The following is a 25,697-nucleotide window of genomic DNA, read 5'->3' as shown; positions in this document are numbered from 1 at the left end:
ACGTGAAGTTAACGCCCGTATAAGCAGCGAGCAATGTGGGACGCATTTTTGCGCCGTTTCTCTTATGCAAAAATCTGGCACACAAGGTGAGTCAGCTTTATGCGCTTGTTATTTCGACGGTACACTTCGGTCTGTCAGGAATACCGGCATTTAATACACTCGTCAGCTCAGAATAAAAATGACACTGAGTGCTCCTTTTACCTACTATTTCTAATCGAGGCGAATACCTTATCGAAGCTAGCTTCTAATCAGTATTCACTGCGCTTAGAAATACCATGAAATATTTCGTAAAACAACGTACCTCAAGTCCAGTATTTTGCCGAACTGAGTCCAGTTTAACAATTGGCTGTTGAGCTTCATTCCTACCGTCGTTATAACAGCGTATTATCGGTAACTCCGTATAAGTCCGAGGGGATTGGGAGGTCGGTAAACACTGTACTTTTTTTAAATTTACTAATATCAAGACTCTACAATAGTTTTGGCATCGAAGCTAGCCAGTTGTTTAAAATTCAAACCGACCCTAAGGGAAGTTATACATGCGAATGAGAGTCTCGGTTTTATTTTTGGGTGTCTGGAAAATCTCTTTAATTCAATGCTTTAAAAATACGCTTGGTTGTTATTGTTAACAAGTGCGTTCTCGCTTTGTTTTTAGGTCCCTTATGCTCTTGGGGTGAAACCGCGAGGTAATTTTTCTAAGATATGATAAAGATAAATAACGATAAATGTTAGAGCTCCAGCAAAAGTAAATAACCAGAATCCGTTAAGGTAATCTAGTATCAAACCGCCGCCTAATGGCGCTAATGCAAATCCAAACTCATAAAAGGAAGCGGCTCCAAAGTAAGCACCTCTCAGGTGGGCAGGAGCAATTCGGTCAATATGCACGTTCATTGTTGGAAACAGAATAGCTTCAGCCAAACTCATGACAATTGTTGCGCCTATGAAGCCCCAAAATAAAGTCAATGGATTGACCGCGATCCAAAACTGCGAAGCGGAGAGTAACAATAGCCCTATCTTAACTCTTGTGATTAAACTTTGGCGACGCATCAACCTTAGTAAGATGAACTGAAAGCTAATAATAATGATAGCGTTGGTAAAAATAATGGAAGATATAAGCTCGAGCAAATTAGGTACTTCAGCACGAGTGAGATACTGCACTAAAGAACTATCCATTTGTCCGTAGATGAACATGCAAATGACATTAGCAAATATAAGACATTGAAATAATTTATCGTTTTTAAGTACATTTAACGTTTGCTTAAATGTTGGCTTTTCCGAATCTTCTCCCGAACTAGGAAGCTTTTCTTGCTCTTGCTCTTGCTCTTGCTCTTGCTCTTGCTCTTGCTCTTGCTCTTTTTTCTGTTTCGGTTCCGGTGCATAGCCCCCATCAACATTTTGAGAAAGGGGAGTTAATGGTGGCGTTGTAAACTCGCTATTCACTTCTATATTCACGTCGCGAGATAGCTTTTTCTTTTTTTGGTTTCCAAAACCCCAAAATAGTAAAACGAGCAAGATTACAAATGCGTAGGTGGTGATGTAAAAACCCGACTGTTCGCCAGTTAAACCCAACGAAACGCCAGCAATAGGGCCAATGGCACAACCTACGTTCACTATAAAATAGAGCGATTGCATAGCCAATTCTCTAGTCTGGCTGTTTTCAATTATGTCTCCAGTTAACGCAGAGGTAAGAGGACGCCAAAGTGAAGATGCCACTGAGCAGAGTGTAATTACCACGATAAAACTAATAACGGAATCAGCTTCAGCGAGTAAGGCAAAGGAGACAATGTATAAAAGCCCGGTTCCATACATCATTAAATGTCGGCCAAACTTATCTGAAAGGGCACTGCCAATAAAACTAACGCCTACGGAAACAAAAGCAGCCGAAGATAATATTAATCCCACTTCAGTAGCGGATAAACCAAAGCGCTCGTATAGGATCACAGCCAAAAATGGCCACACCATATAAAAACTACCGCGTGTAATGAATGAGCCAAACAAGAGAATCCACATTAACGGCGGAAACTGCTTTAGGCGCTGAATTGAAATATCTGACTGCATTCTTTTTTAGTCCGTTATTCGAAGGTAATAATCGAGGATCTCTTCTGGGTTTTCCATTTTTTTAGTACCACTAAAAGTAAAGCCTAGCTTTTTAAGCAATGATATTGATGGCAAATTGTCTGACTGGACGATTGCACACAAGGTCGTAACCCCTTTTTTATTTGCCCATTTTGCTAGGCCCAGACTGGCTTCAAATGCAAAACCTTGACCGTTAAATTTCGGTAGAAAGGCATATCCCAAATCTGGATATTCTAGAGAGTCTCTATCTATTAACGTAACACCACCATAGGCTTGTCCAGTAACTGCATCTTCCACAACAAAAAAGCCAAAGTTGGGGTAACTAGTCGTATATCGGGTTTCAATCTCAATTTTAGCTTTTTCGAGGGTATCAATACCTCTATCACCAATGTTTTTCTTAAAACCTTCGGTATTTAAAAGATTGAATATAAAAGGGGCGTCCTGAATAGTTAATTCGCGTACTACTAGCCGCTCAGTGGTGAAAATCATTTGTTGTACGCTTCTTTAGTTATATTTATTAGGTGATAAATAATAACGCTTTTATGGGGAATTAATAGCGGGTTATGTTGAAAGTAAGATCATAAAAGGTGAATAAACAGCTGAAAATGAAAAAGCGGACTTGGCGCCCGCTTTTCTTAACTAACTAAACCTGCTAACTAACTAAACCAAATAATTAATTGAACCAACCAATTAACTAAACTAAATCTCGTAGCACTTATTACTTGGTTAACAGAGCTGTTGCAACCTTAGAGTTGCCGCTTTTACCGAGCGCTGTGCAAATCTTAGCGCCAGTTTCCGCAAGCTTCTGAAGGTCTACACCGTGTTTTATGTTGAGACCATTAAGCATATATACCACGTCTTCAGACGCTACGTTGCCAGATGCACCTTTAGCATAAGGACAACCGCCCAATCCTGCCACGGCAGAGTCTATGACGCTAACGCCTAACTCTAAACACGCGTATATGTTTGCCAATGCTTGTCCAAAAGTATCATGAAAATGAACAGCAAGGCATTCCATTGGAACCGCTTGAGCTACAGCCGCAAGCATTGCTTTTGCTTTCTCTGGGGTACCGACACCAATGGTATCGCCTAGTGAAATTTCATAACACCCCATTTCATAAAGTGTACGAGCAACCTCTACCACTTTTGTTACGTCCACTTCACCTTCATAAGGACAGCCAAGCACACAGGAAACGTAACCACGAACGCGAATACCATCTTGTTCAGCGCGTTCCATTATTGGTTGAAAACGGGCTAAGCTCTCTTCAATAGAACAGTTGATATTCTTTTGACTAAACGCTTCGCTTGCCGCACCAAAAATAGCCACTTCTTTAACACCTGCGGCTACCGCAGCCTCATAACCTTTCATGTTAGGCGTGAGAGCAGGGTAGTTGATTCCATCAACTTGATTGATCATGCTATATATTTCTGCAGAGCCCGCCATTTGCGGCACCCATTTAGGTGACACAAATGAACCTGCTTCAATAACGCTTAGACCAGTCTCAGATAAGTCATTAATTAATGCGACTTTATCTTCGATACTCACTGGCACTTCGTTTTGCAAACCATCTCGAGGGCCAACTTCTACAATTTTTACTGACTCAGGAAAACTATTACTCATCACTATGGTCATAACTATTCCTCTTCGTATTCAATTGCAATAAGCTCCGCGCCGTCTGCTACTAAATCACCCGGAGCAAAAAATACTTCTTTCACCACGCCGTCTTTTGGCGCTTTAATTGTGTATTCCATTTTCATGGCTTCCATGATGATCAGATTTTGCTCTGCAGTAACCTTGTCACCCGCACTCACCATAACGTCAACTAATGTGCCGTTCATTGGGGCCGTTAAACCGCCACCTTGTTCTAGCTCGGCATTGGCATAGTCAACAGGAATGTCTTTAGTGAATGTTGTTATATCGTTGTTGTTAAATACCGTTAGTTTATTGTCAAAGTCAGCAACGGTGACGTTAATTTGATGACCATCAATAGAGGCCAATAATTCATCGTTATTTAGTGTACCAGTGACAAGCAATTTACTATCGGTAACGCTATCATTACCAGCTACCGCCATCGTATAAGCATTATCAACTTGTTCCGCTGATATCACATGCGCTTCACCAGATTCATCGGTTAACTTCACGGTAAATTGCTGGGCTTCGTTGACTTTCCAACCGGTAAATCCATGCCAAGGAGAGAATGGATCACTCGATGTCTCAGCAAGAGTCGCATTATCGTTGGCTTGTTTTAACAATTGATACAAGGCTGCTAACGCTAAGGACTGTTCTTGGTTTTTTGTTTTAGAAACAAACAAGTCATCGTTATGTTTAGTAATAAAGTTGGTGTCTAAGTCTGCAGCTTGAAATGACTTATGCTCAAGTAGGCTGGCTAAAAACGCTAAGTTGGTGGTAACACCGGCAATACGATAGTCATCTAAAGCGCGCAACATTCGTTGTAAGGCACGTTCACGATTTTCATCCCACACAATTAGCTTAGCGATCATTGGGTCGTAAAAAGTCGACACTTCGTCGTTCTCACGAACGCCCGTATCAACTCGAACGTGACGATTTTGCTCAGGTTGACGTAAATAATGAAGATGACCCGTGGCCGGTAAAAAGTCGTTGTCTGGATCTTCAGCATAAATACGTACTTCAAAAGCGTGTCCATTAACCGCGACGTCTTGTTGCGATATCGGCAGTGATTCGCCTGATGCTATTTGTAATTGCCACTGCACTAAATCTTGACCTGTGATCATTTCAGTTACAGGGTGTTCAACTTGCAGACGTGTATTCATTTCCATGAAGTAGAAAGACCCGTCTACGTCATATAGAAATTCAACGGTACCGGCCCCTTCGTAATCAATTGCTTGCGCGGCTCTAACAGCAGCTTCACCCATGGCGATGCGTATTTCTGTTGGTAAACCAGGTGCTGGCGCTTCTTCAATCACTTTTTGGTGACGACGCTGAACAGAGCAGTCGCGCTCTGCCAAATAAACACCATTGCCATGTTGGTCACAGAATACTTGTATTTCAACGTGGCGAGGTTTTGTTAAATAACGCTCAATAAGCATTTTATCGTTGCCAAAACCATTAATGGCTTCACGTTTAGCTGAGGCGAGGGCATCGTCAAATTCTTTTTCATTTTCAACAATACGCATCCCTTTACCACCGCCGCCGTACGCTGCTTTTAATAGTTGCGGGTAGCCAATTTTTGCAGATTCAGCTTTTAGGAATGCTGGGTCTTGATTGTCGCCATGGTAACCAGGTACTAATGGTACATTGGCTTTTTCCATGATGATCTTAGCGGCACTTTTTGATCCCATCGCTTCGATGGCACCAATTGGAGGTCCAATAAAAACAATATCATTGTCTGCACAGGCTTGGGCAAATAAAGAGTTTTCAGACAAAAATCCATAACCAGGATGAATAGCTTGCGCGCCCGCTTTTTTGGCAACGTCTATAATGGTTTCGTATTTTAAGTATGAGTCTTTGCTCGGTGCTGGACCAATTAAGAACGCTTCGTCTGCCATACTGACATGACGAGAATCCGCGTCAGCTTCAGAGTAAACAGCCACACAACGAATACCCATTTTATGGGCCGTTTCGATAACGCGACAGGCGATTTCGCCTCGGTTTGCTATTAAAATTTTATTAAACATAAGAAATTCCATTAACCCTTATCTGACGGAGTCGATTGTGTCCAGTTGGCACTGCGTTTATCAAAGAAAGCGGTTAAGCCTTCTTGGCCTTCTTCCGATACTCTTATAGCGGCAATACGCTCGCTGGTATCGTTAATCAACGCTGAGCCTTGCTCTAGTCCTTTGGTAGATGCATCAAAGTTTTGCACATCAAAAACTAACTGTTTTGCGGCTTTCATTGCTACAGGACCATTGGATATTAAGGCGCCAATCATAGCTTCTACTTGGTCGTCTAATTGCTCTAATGAGGTAACTTCGCTTACTAAATTAAGTTGTTTTGCTGCTTCTGCCGAAAAACGTTCCGCCGTTTGAAAATACCGACGTGACGCGCGAGCACCAATAGCATCAACCACATACGGACTAATTGTTGCTGGAATTAATCCTAGTTTGACTTCACTTAAACAAAAGCTAGCTCGGTCGGACGCAACGGCTATGTCACAACAGGCCACTAAACCAACTGCACCACCAAAGGCGGCACCTTGCACTTTTGCAATGGTTGGAATGGACATAAAATTAAGCACACGTAACATTTCAGCTAAGGCTTTTGCGTCTTGCAGGTTCTCTTCATATGAATAACCCGCCATGCGTTTCATCCATGATAAATCTGCGCCGGCACTAAAGCTTTTACCGTTAGAAGCAAGCACTAATACTCTTGCTTCTGGGTTTTGCTCAATGGCTTGAAAGGCAGCGGTTAAATCACTGATTATTGCATCGTCAAAGGCATTATGTTTTGTCGGGCGATTTAAGGTCACGGTTGCTACGCCGCGCTCATCCATATGAACAAGCACTGCAGATCCAGACTGTTCTGTATTTAAAGCTACGTTGTCTACTTTATTTGAACTCATAATTAGGCTCCAATTACATTCTGAAGACACCAAATTTGGTGTCCTCAATTGGTGCATTTAACGACGCTGATAAAGCTAAACCAACGGTCATACGAGTTTGTGCAGGGTCAATAATGCCATCGTCCCATAATCGACCAGAGGCATAATAAGGATGACCTTGTTTTTCGTACTGATCTGCAATTGGCTTTTTAAATTCCGCTTCCTGCTCGTCAGTCCAAGATTCACCACGACGCGCCATACCATCTTTGGTTACCTGTGCCATTACGCCCGCAGCTTGTTCGCCACCCATCACTGAAATACGAGAATTTGGCCACATCCACATCATCGTTGGGTCATAAGCGCGACCACACATGCCGTAGTTACCAGCGCCATAAGAGCCACCAATCAATACGGTGAATTTAGGCACTTTTGCACAAGACACCGCCATAACCATTTTTGCACCGTGTTTTGCGATACCTTGATGTTCATATTTTTTACCAACCATAAAGCCAGTAATGTTTTGTAAGAACAATAAAGGTATTTTGCGCTGTGAACACAATTCAATAAAGTGAGCGCCTTTTTCAGCAGATTCAGAAAACAGGATGCCGTTGTTCGCAACAATACCAACCGGGTTACCAAAAATACGGGCAAAACCACATACTAACGTCGCGCCGTAATGCTGTTTAAATTCATCAAAGTCAGAGCCGTCAACGATACGAGCGATAACCTCTTTAACATCAAATGGTTTTTTCAAGTCGGTACCTACAATGCCATAAAGCTCTTTGGCATCGTAAAGTGGCTCTTCTGAAGGTCTTGTATCCAGGACTTGAAGGTTTTTATTGCGGTTGGTTCTGGCAATACAGCTTCGAGCAATTTGCAACGCGTGCTCGTCATTTTGTGCGTAATGATCTGCCACACCTGAAATTTTACAATGTACGTCTGCGCCGCCCAGCTCTTCAGCAGACACTTCTTCGCCCGTTGCCGCTTTAACAAGTGGAGGACCCGCTAAGAATATAGTGCCTTGTTCTTTTACGATAATACTTTCATCAGCCATAGCCGGTACATAGGCACCACCTGCGGTACAAAGGCCCATAACCACGGCTATTTGTGGAATGCCTTTGGCTGACATATTGGCTTGATTAAAGAAAATACGACCAAAGTGATTTTTGTCCGGGAATACATCGTCTTGCTGAGGAAGGTTAGCGCCACCTGAATCAACTAAGTAAATACAGGGTAGGTGACAACGCTCAGCTATTTCTTGAGCGCGTAAATGTTTTTTAACGGTAAGCGGATAGTAAGTGCCGCCTTTAACAGTAGCGTCGTTACCAATGATCATGCATTCAACGCCAGATACTCGGCCAACACCCGCAACAACGCCAGCACAAGGTGTATAGTCATCGTATACGTCAAAACCAGCAAATTGACCAACTTCTAAAAAGGCTGAGCCAGGGTCGATTAGCTTTTCAATGCGGTCACGAACAAAAAGTTTTCCGCGTGATTCATGGCGAGCTTTAGACTTCTCACCACCACCTAATTTAATTTTATTTACGTTTTGTTGAACATCATCAACAACAGCCTGCATGGCATTTTGCTTATCCAAAAATTCTTGCGAGCGAGGATTTACCTTACTTGTGATCTTAGCCATAATTTTATCTTCGTATTCAGGTTAACTGGAATAAAACAAAGAGGTCTGTTTAAAAAACATAACCTCTTAGTCTTTGTCATTTTCAAAAATTAAACTTAGTTAGATTCGTTGAATAATTCGCGACCAATAAGCATACGACGAATTTCTGACGTGCCAGCACCAATCTCATACAACTTAGCGTCACGCAATAAACGTCCTGTTGGGAATTCGTTGATGTAACCGTTACCACCTAGTAGTTGAATCGCATCAAGCGCCATTTTGGTGGCTAATTCAGCAGAGTATAAAATAACCGCTGCTGCATCTTTACGAGTTGTTTCACCGCGGTCACAGGCTTGTGCCACTGCGTATACATAAGACTTAGCCGCTTGCATACCGGTATACATGTCAGCAACTTTGCCTTGTACTAGCTGGAATTCACCAATAGATTGACCAAACTGTTTGCGGTCGTGAATGTAAGGAACTACGATGTCCATACACGCATCCATAATACCTAGTGGGCCACCAGATAAAACCACGCGCTCATAATCTAAACCAGACATAAGTACGCGAACGCCTTTGTTTTCATGACCTAAAATATTTTCTGCAGGTACTTCACAGTCTTCAAATACTAATTCACAAGTATTAGAACCACGCATACCCAACTTATCTAGTTTCTGGTGACGAGAGAAACCAGGATAATCACGCTCTACAATAAACGCGGTAATACCTTTAGAACCGGCATTAAGGTCTGTTTTTGCGTAAATAACGTAAACATCAGCGTCTGGACCGTTTGTGATCCACATTTTGTTACCGTTAAGAATGTACTTATCGCCTTTTTTCTCAGCTTTAAGTTTCATGCTTACCACGTCAGAACCAGCATTAGGCTCAGACATTGCTAATGCACCTACGTGCTCGCCAGAACAAAGTTTTGGAAGATATTTTAATTTTTGTTCATGTGAACCGTTTTTGCTTAATTGGTTTAAGCACAGGTTAGACATAGCGCCGTAGCTAAGGCCAACAGATGCAGAGGCACGACTAATTTCTTGCATTGCAACAACGTGTTCTAAGTAACCTAAGTCCGAACCGCCATATTGCTCTTCTACCGTCATGCCTAGTAAGCCTAGCTCACCAAATTTACGCCATAAGTCTCTTGGGAATTCGTTGTCGTGATCTATTTGTTCAGCACGAGGCGCAATTTCGTCGCGAGCAAAGGCGTTTACTGTGTCGCGGATCATGTCTACGGTTTCGCCAAGGTTGAAGTTTAGTGATGAAAATGAACTGATCATAATAGGTCTCTTTATCTGTTGAATTTGATATTTAAATTAGTATTTTTATTATTTTGCCAAAGTAGTTAGCTATATGAACGCTTACAGTTTAGCTAATGAATCTTTACAGCCGCTTTCTAATTCTGATAAATCTTTTAGAACATCGGCAATGTCTTGTTGTTGCTGGATTAATTTCTGCTTTTTGTCTTCAATTAATTCCAACATTATGTGCAATTGTTTCTCTTCGGTATCTTCGTTGTCATAAAGCTCAAAAATGGTTTTAGTTTCCTGCAATGAAAACCCAAGGCGTTTGCCTCTTAATACCAGCTTCAAACGCGTTCTGTCTTTTGGGCTATAAACCCGAGTTTGGCCATTTCGTGTTGGCGATAACAACTGCGCATCTTCATAAAAACGAATACTTCGAGTTGTAATATCAAACTCTTTTGCAAGCTCACCAATGGTGTAGGTGATACTTGTATTATTCGATTGTTGAGTTGAGTTAGCCGTCATTATGTTACCTAGAGTTTTTTTTCTACGATCAGTTTAGGGTAAGTTTACGTTAACGTAAACCTAATAAAGTGTCCTACCAACGTCGTAAATGATGGTATTTCGCTAAAATGTAAATTTTTTCTGCCATTTGCTAATTTTTATTCGCGTAAGCGGAGTTTGTGAAACGATTTGTTAAGTCGTACTATGCCCGCATAAAAATATTAAGAGGTATTAAAATGTCAAATCATGATCCAGTAGTAATCGTATCCGCTAAACGTACGCCGTTAGGTGGTTTCCAAGGTTCTTTGTCTTCAGTATCTGCTCCAGACTTGGGCGCGACAGCAATTAAATCAGCCATTGAAAGTGCCGGTATTACAGGGACTGATATTGACGAAGTCATTATGGGTTGTGTGTTACCTGCGGGCTTAGGTCAAGCACCAGCGCGTCAAGCAGCCATTAAAGCTGGCGTACAATTATCGGCAGGTGCAACCACAATCAACAAAGTATGTGGCTCTGGCATGAAAGCAGCCATGATGGCCAATGACTTTATTCAAGCTGGCTCAATTAATATTGCGGTAGTGGGTGGTTTAGAAAGCATGACAAATGCGCCTTATATGTTACCAAATGCACGCGGTGGCATGCGAATGGGTCATGGTAAAGCAATGGACCATATGTTTTTAGATGGCCTTGAAGATGCATATCAAGGTAAAGCCATGGGTTGTTTTGCGCAAGATACAGCCGACGAATTTAAGTTTACTCGTGAATCTTTAGATGAGTACGCAATCCGTTCACTAACAAGAGCTCAAGAAGCGATTGCAAGCGGTCGTTTTGATAATGAAATTGCGCCAGTGACTTATTCAACTCGCAAAGGTGACGTTACGGTTTCTGTTGATGAACAGCCTGGCGCTGCTCGAATTGACAAAATTCCTACACTTCGTCCTGCGTTTGCAAAAGATGGCACTATCACTGCTGCTAATTCATCGTCTATCAGTGACGGTGCTGCGGCTTTAGTTATGATGAAGCTGTCTGAGGCAGAACGTCGTGGTTTAAAACCATTGGCAAAAATGGTGAGTCATGCAACAAATTCTATTGAGCCTGAGAAGTTCACAACTGCGCCAATTGGTGCCATGGAAAGTGCGCTAGAGAAGGCTGGTTGGAGCACATCTGACGTTGATTTATTTGAAATTAATGAAGCCTTCGCAATGGTGACAATGGCGGCGATGAGAGAGATGTCTCTTCCAGCTGAAAAAGTGAATGTACATGGCGGTGCGTGTGCTTTAGGTCACCCGTTGGGAGCGTCTGGTGCGCGAATTATTGTTACATTATTGCACGCCTTACAAAACAAAGGCTTGAAAAAAGGTTTAGCATCACTATGTATTGGTGGTGGTGAAGCAACTGCAATTACAGTAGAAATGCTCTAAGTTTCAACTATGCTCGTATAGAGAAGGGCATAAGGTTTTACTAAAGAGGCTGCTTAGGTAGCCTTTTTTATTGTTTAAATTTTTTTTATTTAAAAGGGAAGTACAGGTTAGTGACTTTATTGTTAATTTATGGCGTTTTAGCGATTGGGATTTCGTTTATATGCAGTGTTTTGGAAGCCGTATTACTCAGTATTACGCCAAGCTATATTCAAGCATTAACAGAAAAAAATGCCACAGTTGCAGAACGAATTGATAAGTTAAAAGCGCGTGTAGACCAGCCTTTGGCTGCCATCCTTACATTAAATACCGTAGCGCATACAGCTGGTGCTGCAGGTGTTGGTGCACAAGCCGCTGCTATTTATGGTGATGCAGCGATTGGTATTGCGTCGGCGGTAATGACTTTATTAGTTTTAGTATTATCTGAAATTATCCCTAAAACACTAGGGGCAAACCACTGGCGAACATTGGCACCGTCGGTGTCATTAATTTTAGTCTTTATGGTACGAATATTGGCTCCTTTTGTTTGGCTTTCAGATCAAATAACTACCTTGTTTAGCAAAAAAGAAGATGACGGGAAACACGTGCGAGCTGAGATTGAAGCCATGGCGATGTTTGGTTCTCAAGTGGGTGCTTTGCATCAGCAAGAGTCTGAAATTATTAAAGGTTTAATGAAGTTCAGGCACACGGCTATTCGCAACATTTTAACGCCAAGGAACAAGTTGTTTCGTATCTCAAAAGAAATGTCCGTTGAAGATTTTTGTAAACAGCATGGTTCAAACCAGTTTTCTCGCATTTTAGTATTTGATAAAGACCCAGACGACATTATTGGGTATGTATTTAAAAGCGATGCGATTCTTGCCAATGTACGTGTTAAGCCAAACTATAAAATAGGTAAACTGACCAAGCCATTGTATGTGGTGTCTGAAAGCATGAGCCTGCCAAGCCTGTTTACTAATATGTTAACTAAACACATTCATATGAGTTTGATCATTGATGAATATGGCGAAGTAAGAGGCATTGTGACGCTTGAAGACTTATTAGAAGCCTTATTGCAGGTTCATATATTTGATGAAAAAGATAATAGTGCTGAGGTTGATAAAGAGAGTGTAAAAGGAGAGTCAGAGCCTTTAATAGACCCTGACTTAAATGCCGATGAAAACCTAGTTATTGAGCCCGCCGTTAGCGCTGACAAGGATAAATAGATCAATCCACATAACGATAACCGCTAATACACCCGCCCAAAACGTTAGCATACGTTTAATCAGGTTATTACTTGTTAAGAATATGAAGGCATGGATAAAACGAAATACGACAAAAGTCCATGCCGCAATACAACCTGTTAAGGTCTCAAAACCTAAAACCATATAAGCCAAACAAACCACAAAAAAGAGCATTGGGAACTCAAATTGATTGCTGAAGCAACGACCTGTTTTTAAAACAGACTCAGGCACGTTATCGCCTTGCATCAACAAAAAGTATTTAGGACTCACGTCTCGGCTTTTAATGTTGCTAAATCTGGCTCGTGCTGTCACCACACCTACTACAAAAATTAACATAAACATGGCAAACATAGGATAAAACATTACTTCTCCGCCTTTTTGATTTTTTTATTAAATTCAGCCATTTTCATTTCACGTTGCGCTTTTAAATACGCTTTATAACGTTCAATGTTTTCTTGATGACGTAAAACTTTAGATAGTGGGTCAACAATAACAACGTCCTTGCGGCTAACCTCAATGGTTTTTGGCTCATCTAAAATGAGTGTCTGCACCTTACCATTAATACTCACATCAAGCGGTATAGGAAATGGGCGATTGTTCTCTATTTGCCAACGTAAGGTTAAACTTTGTTCGGTTCGCTCCATTATTAGCTCTGGAAGCATTGCCTGATAAATATAAACATCAAAAAACCATTGTAAGTTTTCACCCGTGATGTTGTTTACAATGCTGATAAATTCATTGGTATCGCTAAATCTTGGTGCAAAATTTCCTGGTACTGGTTTTGTAGTGCCGTACACTAATTGACGAGTTGCATCAAAAAACGCCTCGTCGCCAATTAATTCTCTTAACGAATGTAAAATAAGAGACCCTTTGGCATAAATGTCATTTCCTGGGCCAACCTTTCGGTTATAAACCTCTTCAACGGCCAGTGGTTTATTGGAGACAATTGGGAACTTGTTTATTAACCCAATACGTTGCTTAAATAAGTGGGCTTTATAAGCCATGTCACCATGTAAATATTGGGTGTATAAAGGCTGCATGTAAGAACCAAATCCTTCGTGAAGCCACATGTGATCCCAATTATTGTTGGTCAGTTGGTTACCAAACCATTCGTGCGCAAACTCGTGGTGTAACAACCAGTCGTAACCAAACTCGTCTTTACGGTAGTTATTGCCATAGGCATTGATAGTTTGGTGTTCCATGCCTAAGTGAGGCGTTTCAGCCACGCCCATTTTTTCAGTACCAAATGGATAAGGGCCAATTACGGTTTCAAAAAAGTCCAACATAGGAGGAATTTCTTCAAAAAGCACTTTCGATTTATCGGTATTCTCTTTTAAATGATAAAAAGAAACGGGAATATCATTACCAAAAACACTTTTGTAGGTGGACTCTAGAACGTCGTAAGGACCTATATTAAGTGCAATTGCGTAAGTATTATGAAGTGACGAGGTTTGCCAGTGGAAGGTTTTTTGTCCGTTATTACTACTAACGTTCATGAGCACACCGTTTGAAGCCGCAACTAAGTTATCAGGTACAGTGATCTTAATGTCCATGTTTTGCACTTCACCGTAAGGCTGGTCTATGCAAGGCCAGAATAAGTCACACCCTTCACCATGAACAGCGGTTGCAATCCAATACTCTCCAGATTTGGTCTTTTTCCAATCAAAACCTCCATCCCATGGCGCTCTGATGGCTTCTCTTGGTTTACCTTGATAGTCTATTTGAACCTCAAATTCACCACTCACTTCTGACAATAGGTTTAATTGAAGTTCGCCATTTGGGTTTGAATAATTTGAAGCAGGCAATACTGACCCGTTGACCATGACTCTATCTATTTGAAATACGCGGTCTAAATCCACAGAGACAGCTGTTGTCGGCTTGGCGCTGGTTAACTTTAATTTTGATTTAACCACTAAAGATTTTGTGTCAGGCAGTACCGTAAAGTGCAGGTCGGCATATTGCATTATCAAGCCATGCTGACGAATCGGAGCAACGCCGCCACTTTTTTTAGAATAGTCGCTACTTGTCAGTTGTTGGCTAGCGTCAACATAAGCCATGTCACTATTAGCTACGTTATCAACTAGCTTATCGCCTGTTGAAGAGCAGGCGGAAAGGGCTGTAACAAGGGCGATACTAACTAAAGTTTTATCTGAAATTAGTTTGTTTTTTAAAGCAGATAAGCGCATAAAAAGCCTAGTTGTTGATTTTAGTCATTTAGTTTTACCAAATGGGTTTTAATAAATCGACTAAAGATTTTATTTTTGCGGTGAAATACGAATTGAGAATGACGAAACTGGCTAACTTAATATAACTATTAATGTTCAGTTTTTTGAATCATAAACATCAAAAGTTTGAAATTTTAAGAATCATCCCCATGCCTTAGTATAGAGACTCTACATTAAGGGGCGAAAAATGATTGGCAGTACCGACTATTCTAAAACTAATTTAACAGAACCACAGCAAGGTTTGGCACTGGTTGCTGAAGGTGGTGGGCAGCGCGGCGTATTTACGGCTGGCGTACTAGATAGTTGGTTATTATCTAATTTTAACCCGTTTGAAATTTTGGTTGGCACGTCTGCAGGGGCGCAGAATATTGCTAGTTTTATGAGTGAGCAGTTTGGTTATGCTTACAGTGCGATTTCTGATCTAACCAATAGTGATGAGTTTTTTAATGTGTGGAGTGCCTTCAAAGGCAAACACATGATGGACTTAGATTGGTATTTCAGCCAAGTTGAAGCCTCTGCTTATCAGTTAGATACAAAAGCTGCGACGCTTAAGGCCAAAAACAGAAAACTTTATTTTTCTTCAACCAAAGCAACTAGCATGGAAACAGCATTGTTAGATCCTAACAAAATAGGTTGGATCCCGGCATTAAAAGCATCTAGTGCGATTCCGTTTTTATATCGCCGAGGGGTAACACTTAATCAAGAAGCATTAGTTGATGGCGGAGTGAGTGCGCCTATTCCTATTAAAGAAGCTGTGAATTTAGGCGCGAATAAAGCGGTTGTAATTAGAACGTCAAAAACTGCTGAAACGGCGATTGGTGAAGTATTAAAAAGAGCAAAGCCGATATTTTGCTCAAGAAATAGGACGCCTCAAGTATATAAAATATTAGACGTTCATGAGTCTTCATACGCTGAAGCTCAGTCGTTTATTCAAAACCCACCTACGGGAGTTGATGTATTAGAAGTAACTCCAAGTAGACCGCTTCAAAGCAAAGTACTTGGCAGCACAAAAGCGGCACTGATTTCCGATTACAAACAAGGTTTAAAAGCGGGTTATGACTTTTTAGTTCAGCATCAGTTAATGACGCCAGGTGCGAATAAACGTTTACACAGTTAATGTAATGTAGGCTAGATGTTGGTTAACTTTAACGGCCAAAAATTAACACGAGTAAAGTAATAGGTAAATATTAATGGGCAAACAGGAAAAGTTTGAAATTAAAGGTTAAATACTGGAGGTTTGAATTTCTAACTCAAACAAAAACTTCAAAATAAAAACGCCCAAATAATTGGGCGTTAAATTCACTATCCGTTAGGCTGATTTGTCGTCGTAGCCTTGCTGGTGGATATCAAACATAGCACGACCAGAAGGGTCAGCATTTTCGCTAAACTTTTTATCCCACGCCAATGCCTCTGGAGTGGAACATGCCACTGACTTTCCGCCAGGTACACATTCTGCCGCAGAATCTAACGGGAAGTGTTGCTCAAAGATAGTTCGATAAAAATACGCTTCTTTAGTTTGAGGCGTATTGTGAGGGAACCTAAACTCAGCACTTGCCATCATTTGATCTGTTACTTGGGCTTCTGCCTGTTCAACCAAAGAATCTATCCAGTTGTAACCGACACCATCGGAGAACTGTTCTTTTTGGCGCCATAAAACCTCAGCAGGTAAATAGTCTTTAAATGCTTCACGAACGATATGCTTTTCCATTTTCACGCCGTTTTTACCATAGCCGGCTTCGCCTTCATTTAAACGAGGGGCATGCTCGCCACACATTTTTAACTCAGGGTTAATTGACATGGCTTTGTCTAAAAAGGTTTTATCTAGGAATGGCACTCTTGCTTCAACGCCCCAAGCAGACATGGATTTGTTTGCTCGAGCACAGTCAAACATATGTAATCGGTCTAGCTTGCGAACGGTTTCTTCATGAAACTCTTTTGCGTTTGGCGCTTTATGGAAATATAGGTAACCGCCAAATACTTCATCTGCGCCTTCTCCAGATAACACCATTTTAATGCCCATGGCTTTGATTTTTCTAGACATTAAATACATTGGTGTAGAGGCACGAATAGTGGTGACGTCATAGGTTTCTAAGAAGTAAATGACATCACGTATGGCGTCAATCCCTTCTTGAACTGTGTAGTTAAGTTCGTGATGAATTGTGCCAATGTGATCCGCCACTTTTTGGGCGGCAATTAAATCGGGAGCCCCTTTTAGGCCTACAGCAAAACTATGAAGTTGAGGCCACCACGCTTTACTTTGACCTTCATCTTCAATTCGTTTTTGTGCAAATTTTTGTGCAACAGCAGCGATCACTGATGAATCAAGACCACCAGAAAGTAATACGCCATAAGGTACGTCGGACATCATGTGTGAACGCACTGCGTCGGTTAATGCATCGTGAACCAGTTTAGCGTCGCCACCGGCTGACTTAACATTGTCAAAATCCGTCCATTCGCGTTGGTAATAACGAGTGAATTTAAGAGATGACTCGCCGTTTTGCTCATTTGACGAAAGGTAATGCCCAGGAGGAAACTCAAATACAGATTTACAAGCCGGTACTAGGGCTTTCATTTCAGACGCGACGTAAAGTTGTCCATGTACGTCATAACCATAATAAAGTGGAATGATCCCTAAATGATCGCGTGCTATTAAGTAGCTGCCGTCACTTTCGTCAAAAAGGATAAAGGCAAACATGCCTTCAAGCTGGTCAATAAATGAAATGCCTTGCTGTTGGTATAACGCCAAAATAACTTCACAGTCAGATTGTGTTTGAAAGGCATAGTCAGTTGTCAACGCAGCTTCTAACTGCTTGTGATTATATATTTCACCGTTAACGGCCAAGATGTGATTTCGATTGTTATTTATTAGAGGTTGCGCGCCATTCTCTAAATCGACAATAGCCAAACGTTCGTGGGCTAAAATCGCGTTGTTATTACTCCAGATACCAGACCAATCAGGGCCACGGTGTCTTAACAGACCAGATAATTCTAACGCCTTTGGGCGTAATTCAGCGACATCAGTAGTGATGTCTAAAATACCGAAAATTGAACACATAAGTGAGTTCACTCCATTTTATTCTTAGTTATCGAAATTCACACGGACGAAGTTTGTGAGTCGGCGCGACAAAACAACGTTCGTTACTTGTTTTATATTTAGAGCATCTACTTTAAATTTTGCTCTGAATTCAGACTGCCATGGGTAAAATGTGAAGACAAGCAAAGATTAATGGGAAGTTCGTTATTTTATGGTTCAGGAGGCTGGGTGCTGTTTTATTGAGCAATTTTGTTTTAAATTAACCGATAGTTGTATAACAAAAATTCTGTTGAACGGGTAACAAAAAGGGCAGCGGTTGCTGCCCTGATTAAATTTTGAAAGATTACGTATGTCTATGAACGCAAGCAGTTAACGTGATTACTTAACGCAAGTGGTTAAGATAAAGCTTATTTGCTCGGACGTTTAAACTCAGCGCCTTTTGACCACGCAGGCCACTTATCGTCATTTGCAATTTGATAGCCAACATCAAAGAACAATTGCACGTCTTGTTGCGCACCTGATAAGTCCCAGCTCTCTCTGTATTTGTCACATGGTTGGTGATAACAGCCGCGTACAATCAAGCTCATTTTTTTGCGATATTCTGCAGTTTTAGCATCAATCGGTGTAGCGCCACCGCCGGCATAAAGTGCAGGAATACCTACTTTGGCAAAGTTAAAGTGGTCAGAACGGTAATAATATCCAGCAGATGGGTTATCGCCTTCAATTAATGTTCGGTCTTGTTTTTTGACAGCTGTTGCAAGGTAGTTGTCCATTTCTGATTTACCTTTACCCTGAACACTGATCTCTTTCACTTTACCTAATACGTTTAAGCTATCCATATTAATGTTAGCAACGGTTTTAGTCAGCGGAATGATTGGGTTTTGCGCGTAATACTTAGAGCCTAGTAAACCTTGCTCTTCCGCCGTTACCGCTAATATTGAGACTGAACGTTCTGGTTTGTTTTTTAGCGTTGAAAAAGCTTGTGCAATTTCTAGTACGCCACCAATACCGGTCGCGTTGTCATGGGCGCCGTTATATATCTGGTCGCCTTTTTTGTTTTTATCTACGCCAATATGATCCCAATGCGCGGTATAGATCACATGCTCATCAGGACGTTTAGTTCCTGGTAATGTTGCAATAAAGTTATAGCTTTTTGACGGTTTGACCGTTGATTTAACTTTAACTGTTGCCGTTAGGTCACCTAAGTCAACATTAGTTGGTTTGCTCATGGCTTGCTGTTTTAGTTTGGCAAAGTTTAAACCAGCCTTGCTAAATAGTTCTCGTGCCACAGAAGCTTGAACCCAGCCTTCTACATTAACGCGCGCTTTATTGCCATCGGCTTTAAATAAGCCATATTGTGGGCCTGTCCAAGAGTTTTCTACAACGCTCCAAGGATACGAAGCCGGTGCGTCTTCATGAATAATAATGGCGCCAGCAGCACCTTGACGGCTAGCTTCTTCATATTTATAAGTCCAACGACCATAATAGGTCATTGTTTTGCCTTGGAATTTAGAAGCGTCTCCAGACTCAAAACCAGGATCGTTTACTAAAATAACGGCGGTTTTGCCCTTCATGTCTATACCAGCATAGTCATTCCAGTCGTATTCAGGCGCATTGATGCCGTAACCAACAAAAACCAGTTCCGAGTCTTTTATTTCTTCAAACTCACTGGTGCGGCTCGTGCCCATAACCATGTCTTTGCGATATTGATAATCTTTGCCACCAATAGTCAGCACTTGATCATCAGCGGCAGTTATTTCTACTAGGTCTACCGGTTGTAAAAAGCTATCGCCATTACCAGGAACAAAACCATAAGAAGTAAACTGTTTGGTTAGATAATCCAGTAGAAGCTTTTCGCCTGGACCAGTTGGTAAGCGGCCCATGTATTTATCAGCAGCAATTTCTTTTACGTGCACTTTTAAATCGGCTTCGCTAATAGATTGATACGCTGTATCGAAGTCGTTATCTGCCGCCATAGCGGGTTGAATAGCCAAGAAGGAGAGGGCGGCTAGTTTTTTTATCATTATTATTTCCCTTTTAAATTAAAACATACGCTTAGCTGCGTTATCATTACAGCTATATTAAGACTATATTCCAGAACGATTTGTAATTCGAGTCGTTTTTATTATCTGTTTGTAGGGATTTGAGACGAAATGAAGAAGTTTTCCAGTTTTACCCATTGGACCACAGAGTTTGCTGACCAAGGCTGTTTTAATGATATTAATCACGTCGCTGCCTTTGATGATTGGGTGCAGTGGCCTTCTTGCGCTGCTTTAGATTCGTTGCTTCCCTACGAAGTAGAAAACAACAATGGCAAAACTATTCGTTTTGTAGAGCAAGCAGCAAGTAAAGATTACAACGCCGTAGAGTATGAAACGTTTATTTACGAAACGGGCCAAGTTCCAACCAGAAAGGAAAGCTGGCACGACGTTTTTGGTGCCATTGTTTGGAGTTTGTACCCAAGAACCAAAGCGTTAATTAATGAATTACATTATCTCGATATCAAGTCCTCTGATTCACAAGAGCGTTCTAAACAACGAAATGCTCTTACGTTATTTGACGAGTGTGGTGTTGTATTGGTAACAAAAAATCAAACCTTGTTAGACGCGTTAAAAAGTCATGATTGGAAAAAGGCTTTTGTAGAGATGAAGGCCCACTGGCAATCAGCCGAGGGCGATGGAGTCGCGGCTTATCAATTTGGTCATGCAAATTATGAGATGTTAACAAAACCCTTTATTGGCCTTACTGGCAAATGGTTAGTAATTGACAGCAGTGCAGAAATTTTAGGTTTACCAAAGAATGTTCAATATAGGCTGCTTGATGAGCGCTTGGCCGCTAAAATCAAGTCTGGAGCACTGAAAGATAACTCTGAGCTTTCACCGCTACCTTTGCTAGGAGTACCAACTTGGTATGATGGAAATGAGGCGGCAGACTTTTACGACAATACCGATTACTTTAGACCTAAAAGCAGTTAATGTTAATAATCTAAAAAACTAAAACTAAAACTAAAACTAAAACTAAATAGGGAATGCGAATGTTCTTTTTTTCTAAAAATAACAGGCTGAATGCACTAACAAATTCCATAAAAAAGGCTAAAAAGCCACATCGAGTTGGCGGCAGTTTTAGTTTTCAATTAGTTAGTAGCTTCGCGTTATTAGTGACGTCAGCTGTCTGTTCAGCTGAATTCCAAGCCGCTGAAATTTCATCCGCACCACTGTTAACGTCTTCTTTAGCTAGTGGCGAGACAAATGACGAGGCAAGTGGCAAGGATAGTAGCAAGACAAGTGACAAGGAAAATAGTGCTCCTAAAGTCTCGATTTTGTTTGATGGTTTACATAAGCCCTGGGGCATTGCGGCTTTGCCTAATGAGCGTTTTATCATTACGGAACGCAACGGCGCACTTCGTATTTGGGATAACCAGACATCGACAATGTCGAACGCAAACAAACAGTTAGAAGAAAGTGTTTATGAAAGCGGTCAAGGCGGTATGCTTGACGTCATCGCGCATCCTAAGTTCGCAGAAAATCATTGGGTTTATGTCACATTTGCATCAGGCCATAAGTTTTCTAACGGGACAACGTTGGTAAGGGCGAAGATCGTTTTTAATCAGTCTCAACCTTCAAATAACAAAAGCAGTAAACCATTTGGTTTTGAACTTACCGACATAAAATTCCTATTTAGAGCTTCACCTCAAAAAGCAGCGACGTATCATTTTGCAGGGCGTATGGCGTTTTTACCTGATCAAACGTTAGTGTTTGGGGTTGGCGATGGATACTCTTACATGGATGATGCACAGAAGTTAGACTCACACTTAGGTAAAATTATCCGCCTAAACGATGACGGCTCTGTTCCTGCAGATAATCCTTTTATAAATACCAAAGGCGCGCTTCCAGAAATATACTCATACGGACACCGAAACCCTCAAGGTTTGTTTTATGATAATCAACGCAAGTTGTTGTTTTCAAATGAGCATGGTCCTAAAGGCGGCGATGAAATTAATATTATCAAACCTAAGTTAAACTATGGTTGGCCAAAAATTACCTACGGCATTGATTACACCGGGTTTGAAATTACTCCACATCATCAAATGCAAGGGTTGGAGTCACCACTAGTGAACTGGACACCTTCAATAGCGCCAGGCTCTATGTTGGTTTACAGCGGCGAAGAGTTTCCTGAATTTAAAGGTCAGCTGGTCAATACAGCTTTGAAATATCGTGAAATGCGGGTGGTGTCATTAAAACCTTCTGAAAACTCAAAAGGCATTGCAGAGAACGTTGGTAAGTCGGGTGAACTTGTTTCTAAAAGTCACAGCGGTTTGATGTTGGATTCGGAACAAACTTTTTTGAAGTCATTTGACGAGCGTTTACGCGACATAACGGAAGATAAGCAAGGCCGATTATTGTTGCTTACTGACTCTGGAAAGTTAATTAGGCTTTCGAAAGGCGATTAATATTTAACTATCATGCGATAAGGACTATTATTTTTAATAGTTAATAGTTAATAGTTAATAGTTAATAGTTAATAGTTAATAGTTAATAGTTAATAGTTAATAGTTAATAGTTAATAGTTAATAGTTAATAGTTAATAGTTAATAGTTAATAGTTAATAGTTAATAGTTAATAGTTAATAGTAGCAAGATTAATTTTAAAAGGAAGTGGCGATGACAATTCAAGAACTCACAACGTTATTTGGCTGGATGTCCGTTATTCATTTTGCGGCAATTACGATCGCCTTTTTATTCATAACATTATTTGAAGGCCTGGTATTTTCAATTCATCAAGCCATATTTGGATTAGAGAAAGCAGAACTAAAGCCGATGTACTTAAAGATTTTGGGACAATACAAAATTTTAATCTTTGTTTTTGCTTTTGCCCCATACTTAGCGTTAAAAATAATAGGGTATTAACGTCGAACGGCAATACCTTCTTCATGTAGATATTCTTTAAGTTCATTTATATCGATGATCTTTTTATGAAACACAGAGGCAGCTAAGGCTCCATCTACGTTTGCAATTTCATAAGCGTCTTTAAAGTGAACCATTTCACCCGCTCCGCCTGACGCAATTAGTGGCACATTGCAGTGGGCGCGAACTAGTTCAAGTTGTTTTAAATCGTATCCCTGACGCACACCATCTTGATTCATACAGTTTAAAACTATCTCACCGGCACCACGTTCTTGTACTTCTTTTACCCAATCAATCGTTTTGCGGCCCGAATTTTGAGTACGTCTTTCATCGCCAGTAAATTGATACACTTCGTATTCGCCAGACTCAGCATTAAAATACGAGTCTATGCCAACAACAACGCACTGTTGTCCGTAGGTATCGTGTAGCTCTGTGATCAATTCTGGATTTAATAATGCAGGGCTGTTAATCGAAATTTTATCGGCGCCCATAGACAGTATTTCACCGGCTTGTTCAACGGTTTTAATTCCACCGGCGACACAAAAAGGTATATCAATCACTTTAGCAATACGACTCACCCAGCTTTTATCTACAACACGCACGTCACTTGACGCGGTGATATCATAAAATACCAATTCATCAGCACCTTCCAACGCATAACGCTCAGCTAATGGCACAATATCACCAATGGTTTCATGGTTTCTAAATTGAACGCCTTTAACAACTTTTCCGTCTTTTACGTCTAAACAAGGAATAATGCGTTTTGCTAACATATTGAGTACTCGTGGGTGCTATTTAAAATTTTGGAGTGAGAGTATATCTACATTGTTGGGGCGATTGTAGATCTATCCATAATGAATTTATGTTCAATTAGCGCAATTTAACCTTACGTGGCGCCAATAACAAAGAATTACATACGTAGTCATGCAGTGTGGTTACGTTTTTAATTTTCATAAGGCCTTCGATTCGTTATGTTATATCTAATATTTAGATTGTCGGAACTTAATTCGGAACTCAATAATAATGAAAATAAAGCAGCGCTTCAGTAAATCGTCAATGATCTCCTTATCTCTTCTCGCAAGTTTAGTTATCACTGGTTGTAATAATCCAAATGACTCAGCTAACGAAAGTACAAAAAACACAGCGGCTAAAAGTGTCAGTTCGGTACAAATTAAAAACTCAGATAGCGATAACGCACAGCTGTCTGAAAATATTCAGTTTAATGGTGAATTTAGCGAACACTACCTAACTCGTGATGTTCGTGATGACGTGTTTTATTTTGTTATGCCAGACCGATTTGATAATGGCGATATGTCCAATGACAATGGTTCTAAAACCATCGCTGAAAGTGCTGGTGGTTTTGATAAAACAAGTAATGGTCATTACCATGGCGGCGACATTAAAGGCCTCACAAAACGTTTAGATTATCTAAAAGGTTTAGGCATATCTGCTATTTGGTTAACACCTATTTTAAGAAACCAAGCGGTGCAAGGGGATTCGTCTGGTTACCACGGCTATTGGCCACTAGATTTCACAGAAATTGACCCTCACTTAGGGACGAATGCCGATTTAAAAGAGTTTATAGACGCTGCGCACGCTAAAAATATGAAAGTGTTTTTTGACATCATTACTAACCACACGGCCGACGTTATTAAATATGAAGAATGTCATGGCGAAAACAAACCTCAATTTAGTACCTCTTCGCAGTTGTGTGAATACGTCAGCTTAGCCGATAAAGCTGCGGGAAAAGGTTACACACCGTTTATTCCCAAAGGGCATGAGGACCTAAAAACCCCCGCTTGGTTAAACGATCCTAAGTTTTATCATAATCAAGGTGATAGTACCTGGCAGGGCGAGAACTCAGTTTATGGTGACTTCATGGGACTAGATGACGTAGATACTGATAACCCAGAAGTTGTAAAAGGCATGACGGATATCTTTAATAACTTAATCACTGAATTTAAACCAGACGGCTTCCGTATCGATACCGTTAAACACGTTAATATGGAATTTTGGCAACAATTTACTCCGGCCATTATCGAGCATGCAAAATCGTTAGGCATTCCTAAGTTTTTTGTTTTTGGAGAAGTTTATTCTGGCGATCCAAAAGAGCTGAGTAAGTTTACAACGGAAGGCGATATTCCATCGGTACTAGACTTCGCGTTCCAGTATCGTACAAAAGACGTATTTGCTTATGACAAAGGCACTGATAATTTACAAGACCTATTTAGCAACGATCACCTGTACAACGACCACAACAGTTCAGCTGACTATTTAATGAATTTTGTGAGTAATCATGATGTTGGCCGTCTTGCTTATACGCTTGACCAGTCTTTGCCAGAGGCGTCGGAAGAAGAAAAAATTAAACGCTTTTTACTGTCCAATTCTCTTATGTATTTTGCTAGAGGCATTCCCGTTTTATATTACGGAGATGAGCAAGGGTTTACTGGAGATGGCGGCGATCGAGGTGCTCGTGAAGACATGATGCCGTCATTAACACCTGACTATAATGACAACAACTTATATGGCACAGATAAAACAACAGCAGATGATAACTTTGATGTAACGCATCCTATTTACCAGTCTTTAGCTGAGTATGCTGCGGTTTACCATAACCATGAAGTGCTAAGAAAAGGTAAGCAGCAAGTTATTGAACACAATTCTGAACCTGGTGTTTTAGCGCTTTCACGTGAAATTGCAGGCCAGCCTAAGTATGTTGTCGTGTATAACTCGTCAACAACAAGCCAGGTTTATAAACACAACAAGGCAGGCGATGTTGAATTTGTGTTAGGTGAAGCGACAGCCACTGAAAATCAATTTGAACTTGCTCCGCTAAGTTTTGTTATTTTAAAAGCAAATAATTTAACACTATTAATAATAGGCAAAGTGCGGTTTTTCCGCGCTTTAGCCTAAAACACAACCA

At 40.8% G+C, this 25,697-nt stretch carries 20 protein-coding genes; 7 read left to right on the top strand and 13 right to left on the bottom strand.

Translation table 11 applies throughout. The features are described from left to right. Window positions 1-657 precede the first annotated feature (657 nt). The 8 genes from GNP35_RS05545 to GNP35_RS05510 all read right to left on the bottom strand — a co-directional run bounded on the left by GNP35_RS05545 (window position 658) and on the right by GNP35_RS05510 (window position 9,992). Window positions 658-2,055: an MFS transporter gene (locus tag GNP35_RS05545; protein ID WP_155695203.1), complete on the bottom strand. Its 1,398-nt coding sequence runs from the start codon at window positions 2,053-2,055 to the stop codon at window positions 658-660. A gap of 6 nt (window positions 2,056-2,061) precedes the next feature. Further along, a complete protein-coding gene (locus GNP35_RS05540; protein WP_155695202.1) occupies window positions 2,062-2,562 on the bottom strand; it encodes a GNAT family N-acetyltransferase in 501 nt (166 codons plus the stop codon). A 229-nt stretch (window positions 2,563-2,791) separates the two neighbouring features. Next, a complete protein-coding gene (locus GNP35_RS05535; protein ID WP_230961313.1) occupies window positions 2,792-3,706 on the bottom strand; it encodes a hydroxymethylglutaryl-CoA lyase in 915 nt (304 codons plus the stop codon). A 2-nt stretch (window positions 3,707-3,708) separates the two neighbouring features. Continuing rightward, window positions 3,709-5,730 (bottom strand): acetyl/propionyl/methylcrotonyl-CoA carboxylase subunit alpha, encoded by a 2,022-nt coding sequence (locus GNP35_RS05530; protein WP_155695201.1) that lies wholly within the window; start codon window positions 5,728-5,730, stop codon window positions 3,709-3,711. A gap of 11 nt (window positions 5,731-5,741) precedes the next feature. Further along, window positions 5,742-6,614 (bottom strand): enoyl-CoA hydratase/isomerase family protein, encoded by an 873-nt coding sequence (locus tag GNP35_RS05525; protein WP_155695200.1) that lies wholly within the window; start codon window positions 6,612-6,614, stop codon window positions 5,742-5,744. 13 nt (window positions 6,615-6,627) lie between these two features. Then, on the bottom strand, window positions 6,628-8,238 hold the full coding sequence (locus GNP35_RS05520; RefSeq protein WP_155695199.1) for a carboxyl transferase domain-containing protein: 1,611 nt from the start codon (window positions 8,236-8,238) through the stop codon (window positions 6,628-6,630). A gap of 95 nt (window positions 8,239-8,333) precedes the next feature. After that, window positions 8,334-9,503 carry an isovaleryl-CoA dehydrogenase gene (locus GNP35_RS05515; protein ID WP_155695198.1) on the bottom strand — a complete coding sequence of 390 codons (1,170 nt, stop codon included), beginning with the start codon at window positions 9,501-9,503 and terminating at the stop codon, window positions 8,334-8,336. Window positions 9,504-9,584: 81 nt separating this feature from the next. Further along, window positions 9,585-9,992: a MerR family transcriptional regulator gene (locus GNP35_RS05510; RefSeq protein ID WP_155695197.1), complete on the bottom strand. Its 408-nt coding sequence runs from the start codon at window positions 9,990-9,992 to the stop codon at window positions 9,585-9,587. A gap of 215 nt (window positions 9,993-10,207) precedes the next feature. On the opposite strand from GNP35_RS05510, the gene GNP35_RS05505 reads away from it, so the two are divergent. Together GNP35_RS05505 and GNP35_RS05500 are read left to right on the top strand one after the other, a co-directional pair. Next, on the top strand, window positions 10,208-11,392 hold the full coding sequence (locus GNP35_RS05505; RefSeq protein WP_155695196.1) for an acetyl-CoA C-acyltransferase: 1,185 nt from the start codon (window positions 10,208-10,210) through the stop codon (window positions 11,390-11,392). Between the two features lie 110 nt (window positions 11,393-11,502). Continuing rightward, window positions 11,503-12,594 (top strand): CNNM domain-containing protein, encoded by a 1,092-nt coding sequence (locus GNP35_RS05500; RefSeq protein ID WP_330997725.1) that lies wholly within the window; start codon window positions 11,503-11,505, stop codon window positions 12,592-12,594. Here GNP35_RS05500 and GNP35_RS05495 read toward each other — a convergent pair. After that, window positions 12,553-12,975, bottom strand: coding sequence for an MAPEG family protein (locus GNP35_RS05495; RefSeq protein ID WP_155695195.1), 423 nt, complete (start codon window positions 12,973-12,975; stop codon window positions 12,553-12,555). The two genes, GNP35_RS05500 and GNP35_RS05495, sit on opposite strands and share 42 nt — an antisense overlap. After that, window positions 12,975-14,798 carry a M1 family metallopeptidase gene (locus GNP35_RS05490; protein WP_155695194.1) on the bottom strand — a complete coding sequence of 608 codons (1,824 nt, stop codon included), beginning with the start codon at window positions 14,796-14,798 and terminating at the stop codon, window positions 12,975-12,977. Before GNP35_RS05490 ends, GNP35_RS05495 begins: the two co-directional genes overlap by 1 nt. Before the next feature lie 226 nt (window positions 14,799-15,024). Here GNP35_RS05490 and GNP35_RS05485 point away from each other — a divergent pair, with 226 nt between their 5' ends. Next, complete coding sequence (locus tag GNP35_RS05485) at window positions 15,025-15,954, top strand: patatin-like phospholipase family protein (RefSeq protein WP_155695193.1); 930 nt, start codon at window positions 15,025-15,027, stop codon at window positions 15,952-15,954. 192 nt (window positions 15,955-16,146) lie between these two features. On the opposite strand, the gene asnB is transcribed toward GNP35_RS05485, so the two are convergent. Continuing rightward, entirely contained in the window at window positions 16,147-17,892 is a 1,746-nt protein-coding gene (gene asnB / locus GNP35_RS05480; RefSeq protein WP_155695192.1) for an asparagine synthase B, read from the bottom strand. Window positions 17,893-18,278: 386 nt separating this feature from the next. After that, complete coding sequence (locus GNP35_RS05475) at window positions 18,279-19,895, bottom strand: M28 family metallopeptidase (protein ID WP_155695191.1); 1,617 nt, start codon at window positions 19,893-19,895, stop codon at window positions 18,279-18,281. A gap of 129 nt (window positions 19,896-20,024) precedes the next feature. Between GNP35_RS05475 and GNP35_RS05470 the strand changes: the two genes are divergently transcribed. From GNP35_RS05470 to GNP35_RS05460, 3 genes are all read left to right on the top strand, one after another. After that, window positions 20,025-20,846, top strand: coding sequence for a DUF3025 domain-containing protein (locus GNP35_RS05470; protein ID WP_155695190.1), 822 nt, complete (start codon window positions 20,025-20,027; stop codon window positions 20,844-20,846). A gap of 59 nt (window positions 20,847-20,905) precedes the next feature. Continuing rightward, window positions 20,906-22,321, top strand: coding sequence for a PQQ-dependent sugar dehydrogenase (locus tag GNP35_RS05465; protein ID WP_196492445.1), 1,416 nt, complete (start codon window positions 20,906-20,908; stop codon window positions 22,319-22,321). Window positions 22,322-22,531: 210 nt separating this feature from the next. Then, window positions 22,532-22,777 carry a DUF6868 family protein gene (locus GNP35_RS05460; RefSeq protein WP_155695188.1) on the top strand — a complete coding sequence of 82 codons (246 nt, stop codon included), beginning with the start codon at window positions 22,532-22,534 and terminating at the stop codon, window positions 22,775-22,777. On the opposite strand, the gene hisF is transcribed toward GNP35_RS05460, so the two are convergent. Beyond that, window positions 22,774-23,547: an imidazole glycerol phosphate synthase subunit HisF gene (gene hisF / locus GNP35_RS05455; RefSeq protein WP_155695187.1), complete on the bottom strand. Its 774-nt coding sequence runs from the start codon at window positions 23,545-23,547 to the stop codon at window positions 22,774-22,776. The two genes, GNP35_RS05460 and hisF, sit on opposite strands and share 4 nt — an antisense overlap. 250 nt (window positions 23,548-23,797) lie before the next feature. On the opposite strand from hisF, the gene GNP35_RS05450 reads away from it, so the two are divergent. Beyond that, window positions 23,798-25,687 (top strand): alpha-amylase family glycosyl hydrolase, encoded by a 1,890-nt coding sequence (locus GNP35_RS05450; protein WP_155695186.1) that lies wholly within the window; start codon window positions 23,798-23,800, stop codon window positions 25,685-25,687. The last annotated feature ends 10 nt before the right edge of the window (window positions 25,688-25,697 follow it).

The organism is Psychrosphaera haliotis (assembly GCF_009728465.1).
GTDB classification, from domain to species: domain Bacteria; phylum Pseudomonadota; class Gammaproteobacteria; order Enterobacterales; family Alteromonadaceae; genus Psychrosphaera; species Psychrosphaera haliotis.
Note: the sequence above shows the minus strand (reverse complement) of the source record. Positions and strands in the feature narration are given on the sequence as shown.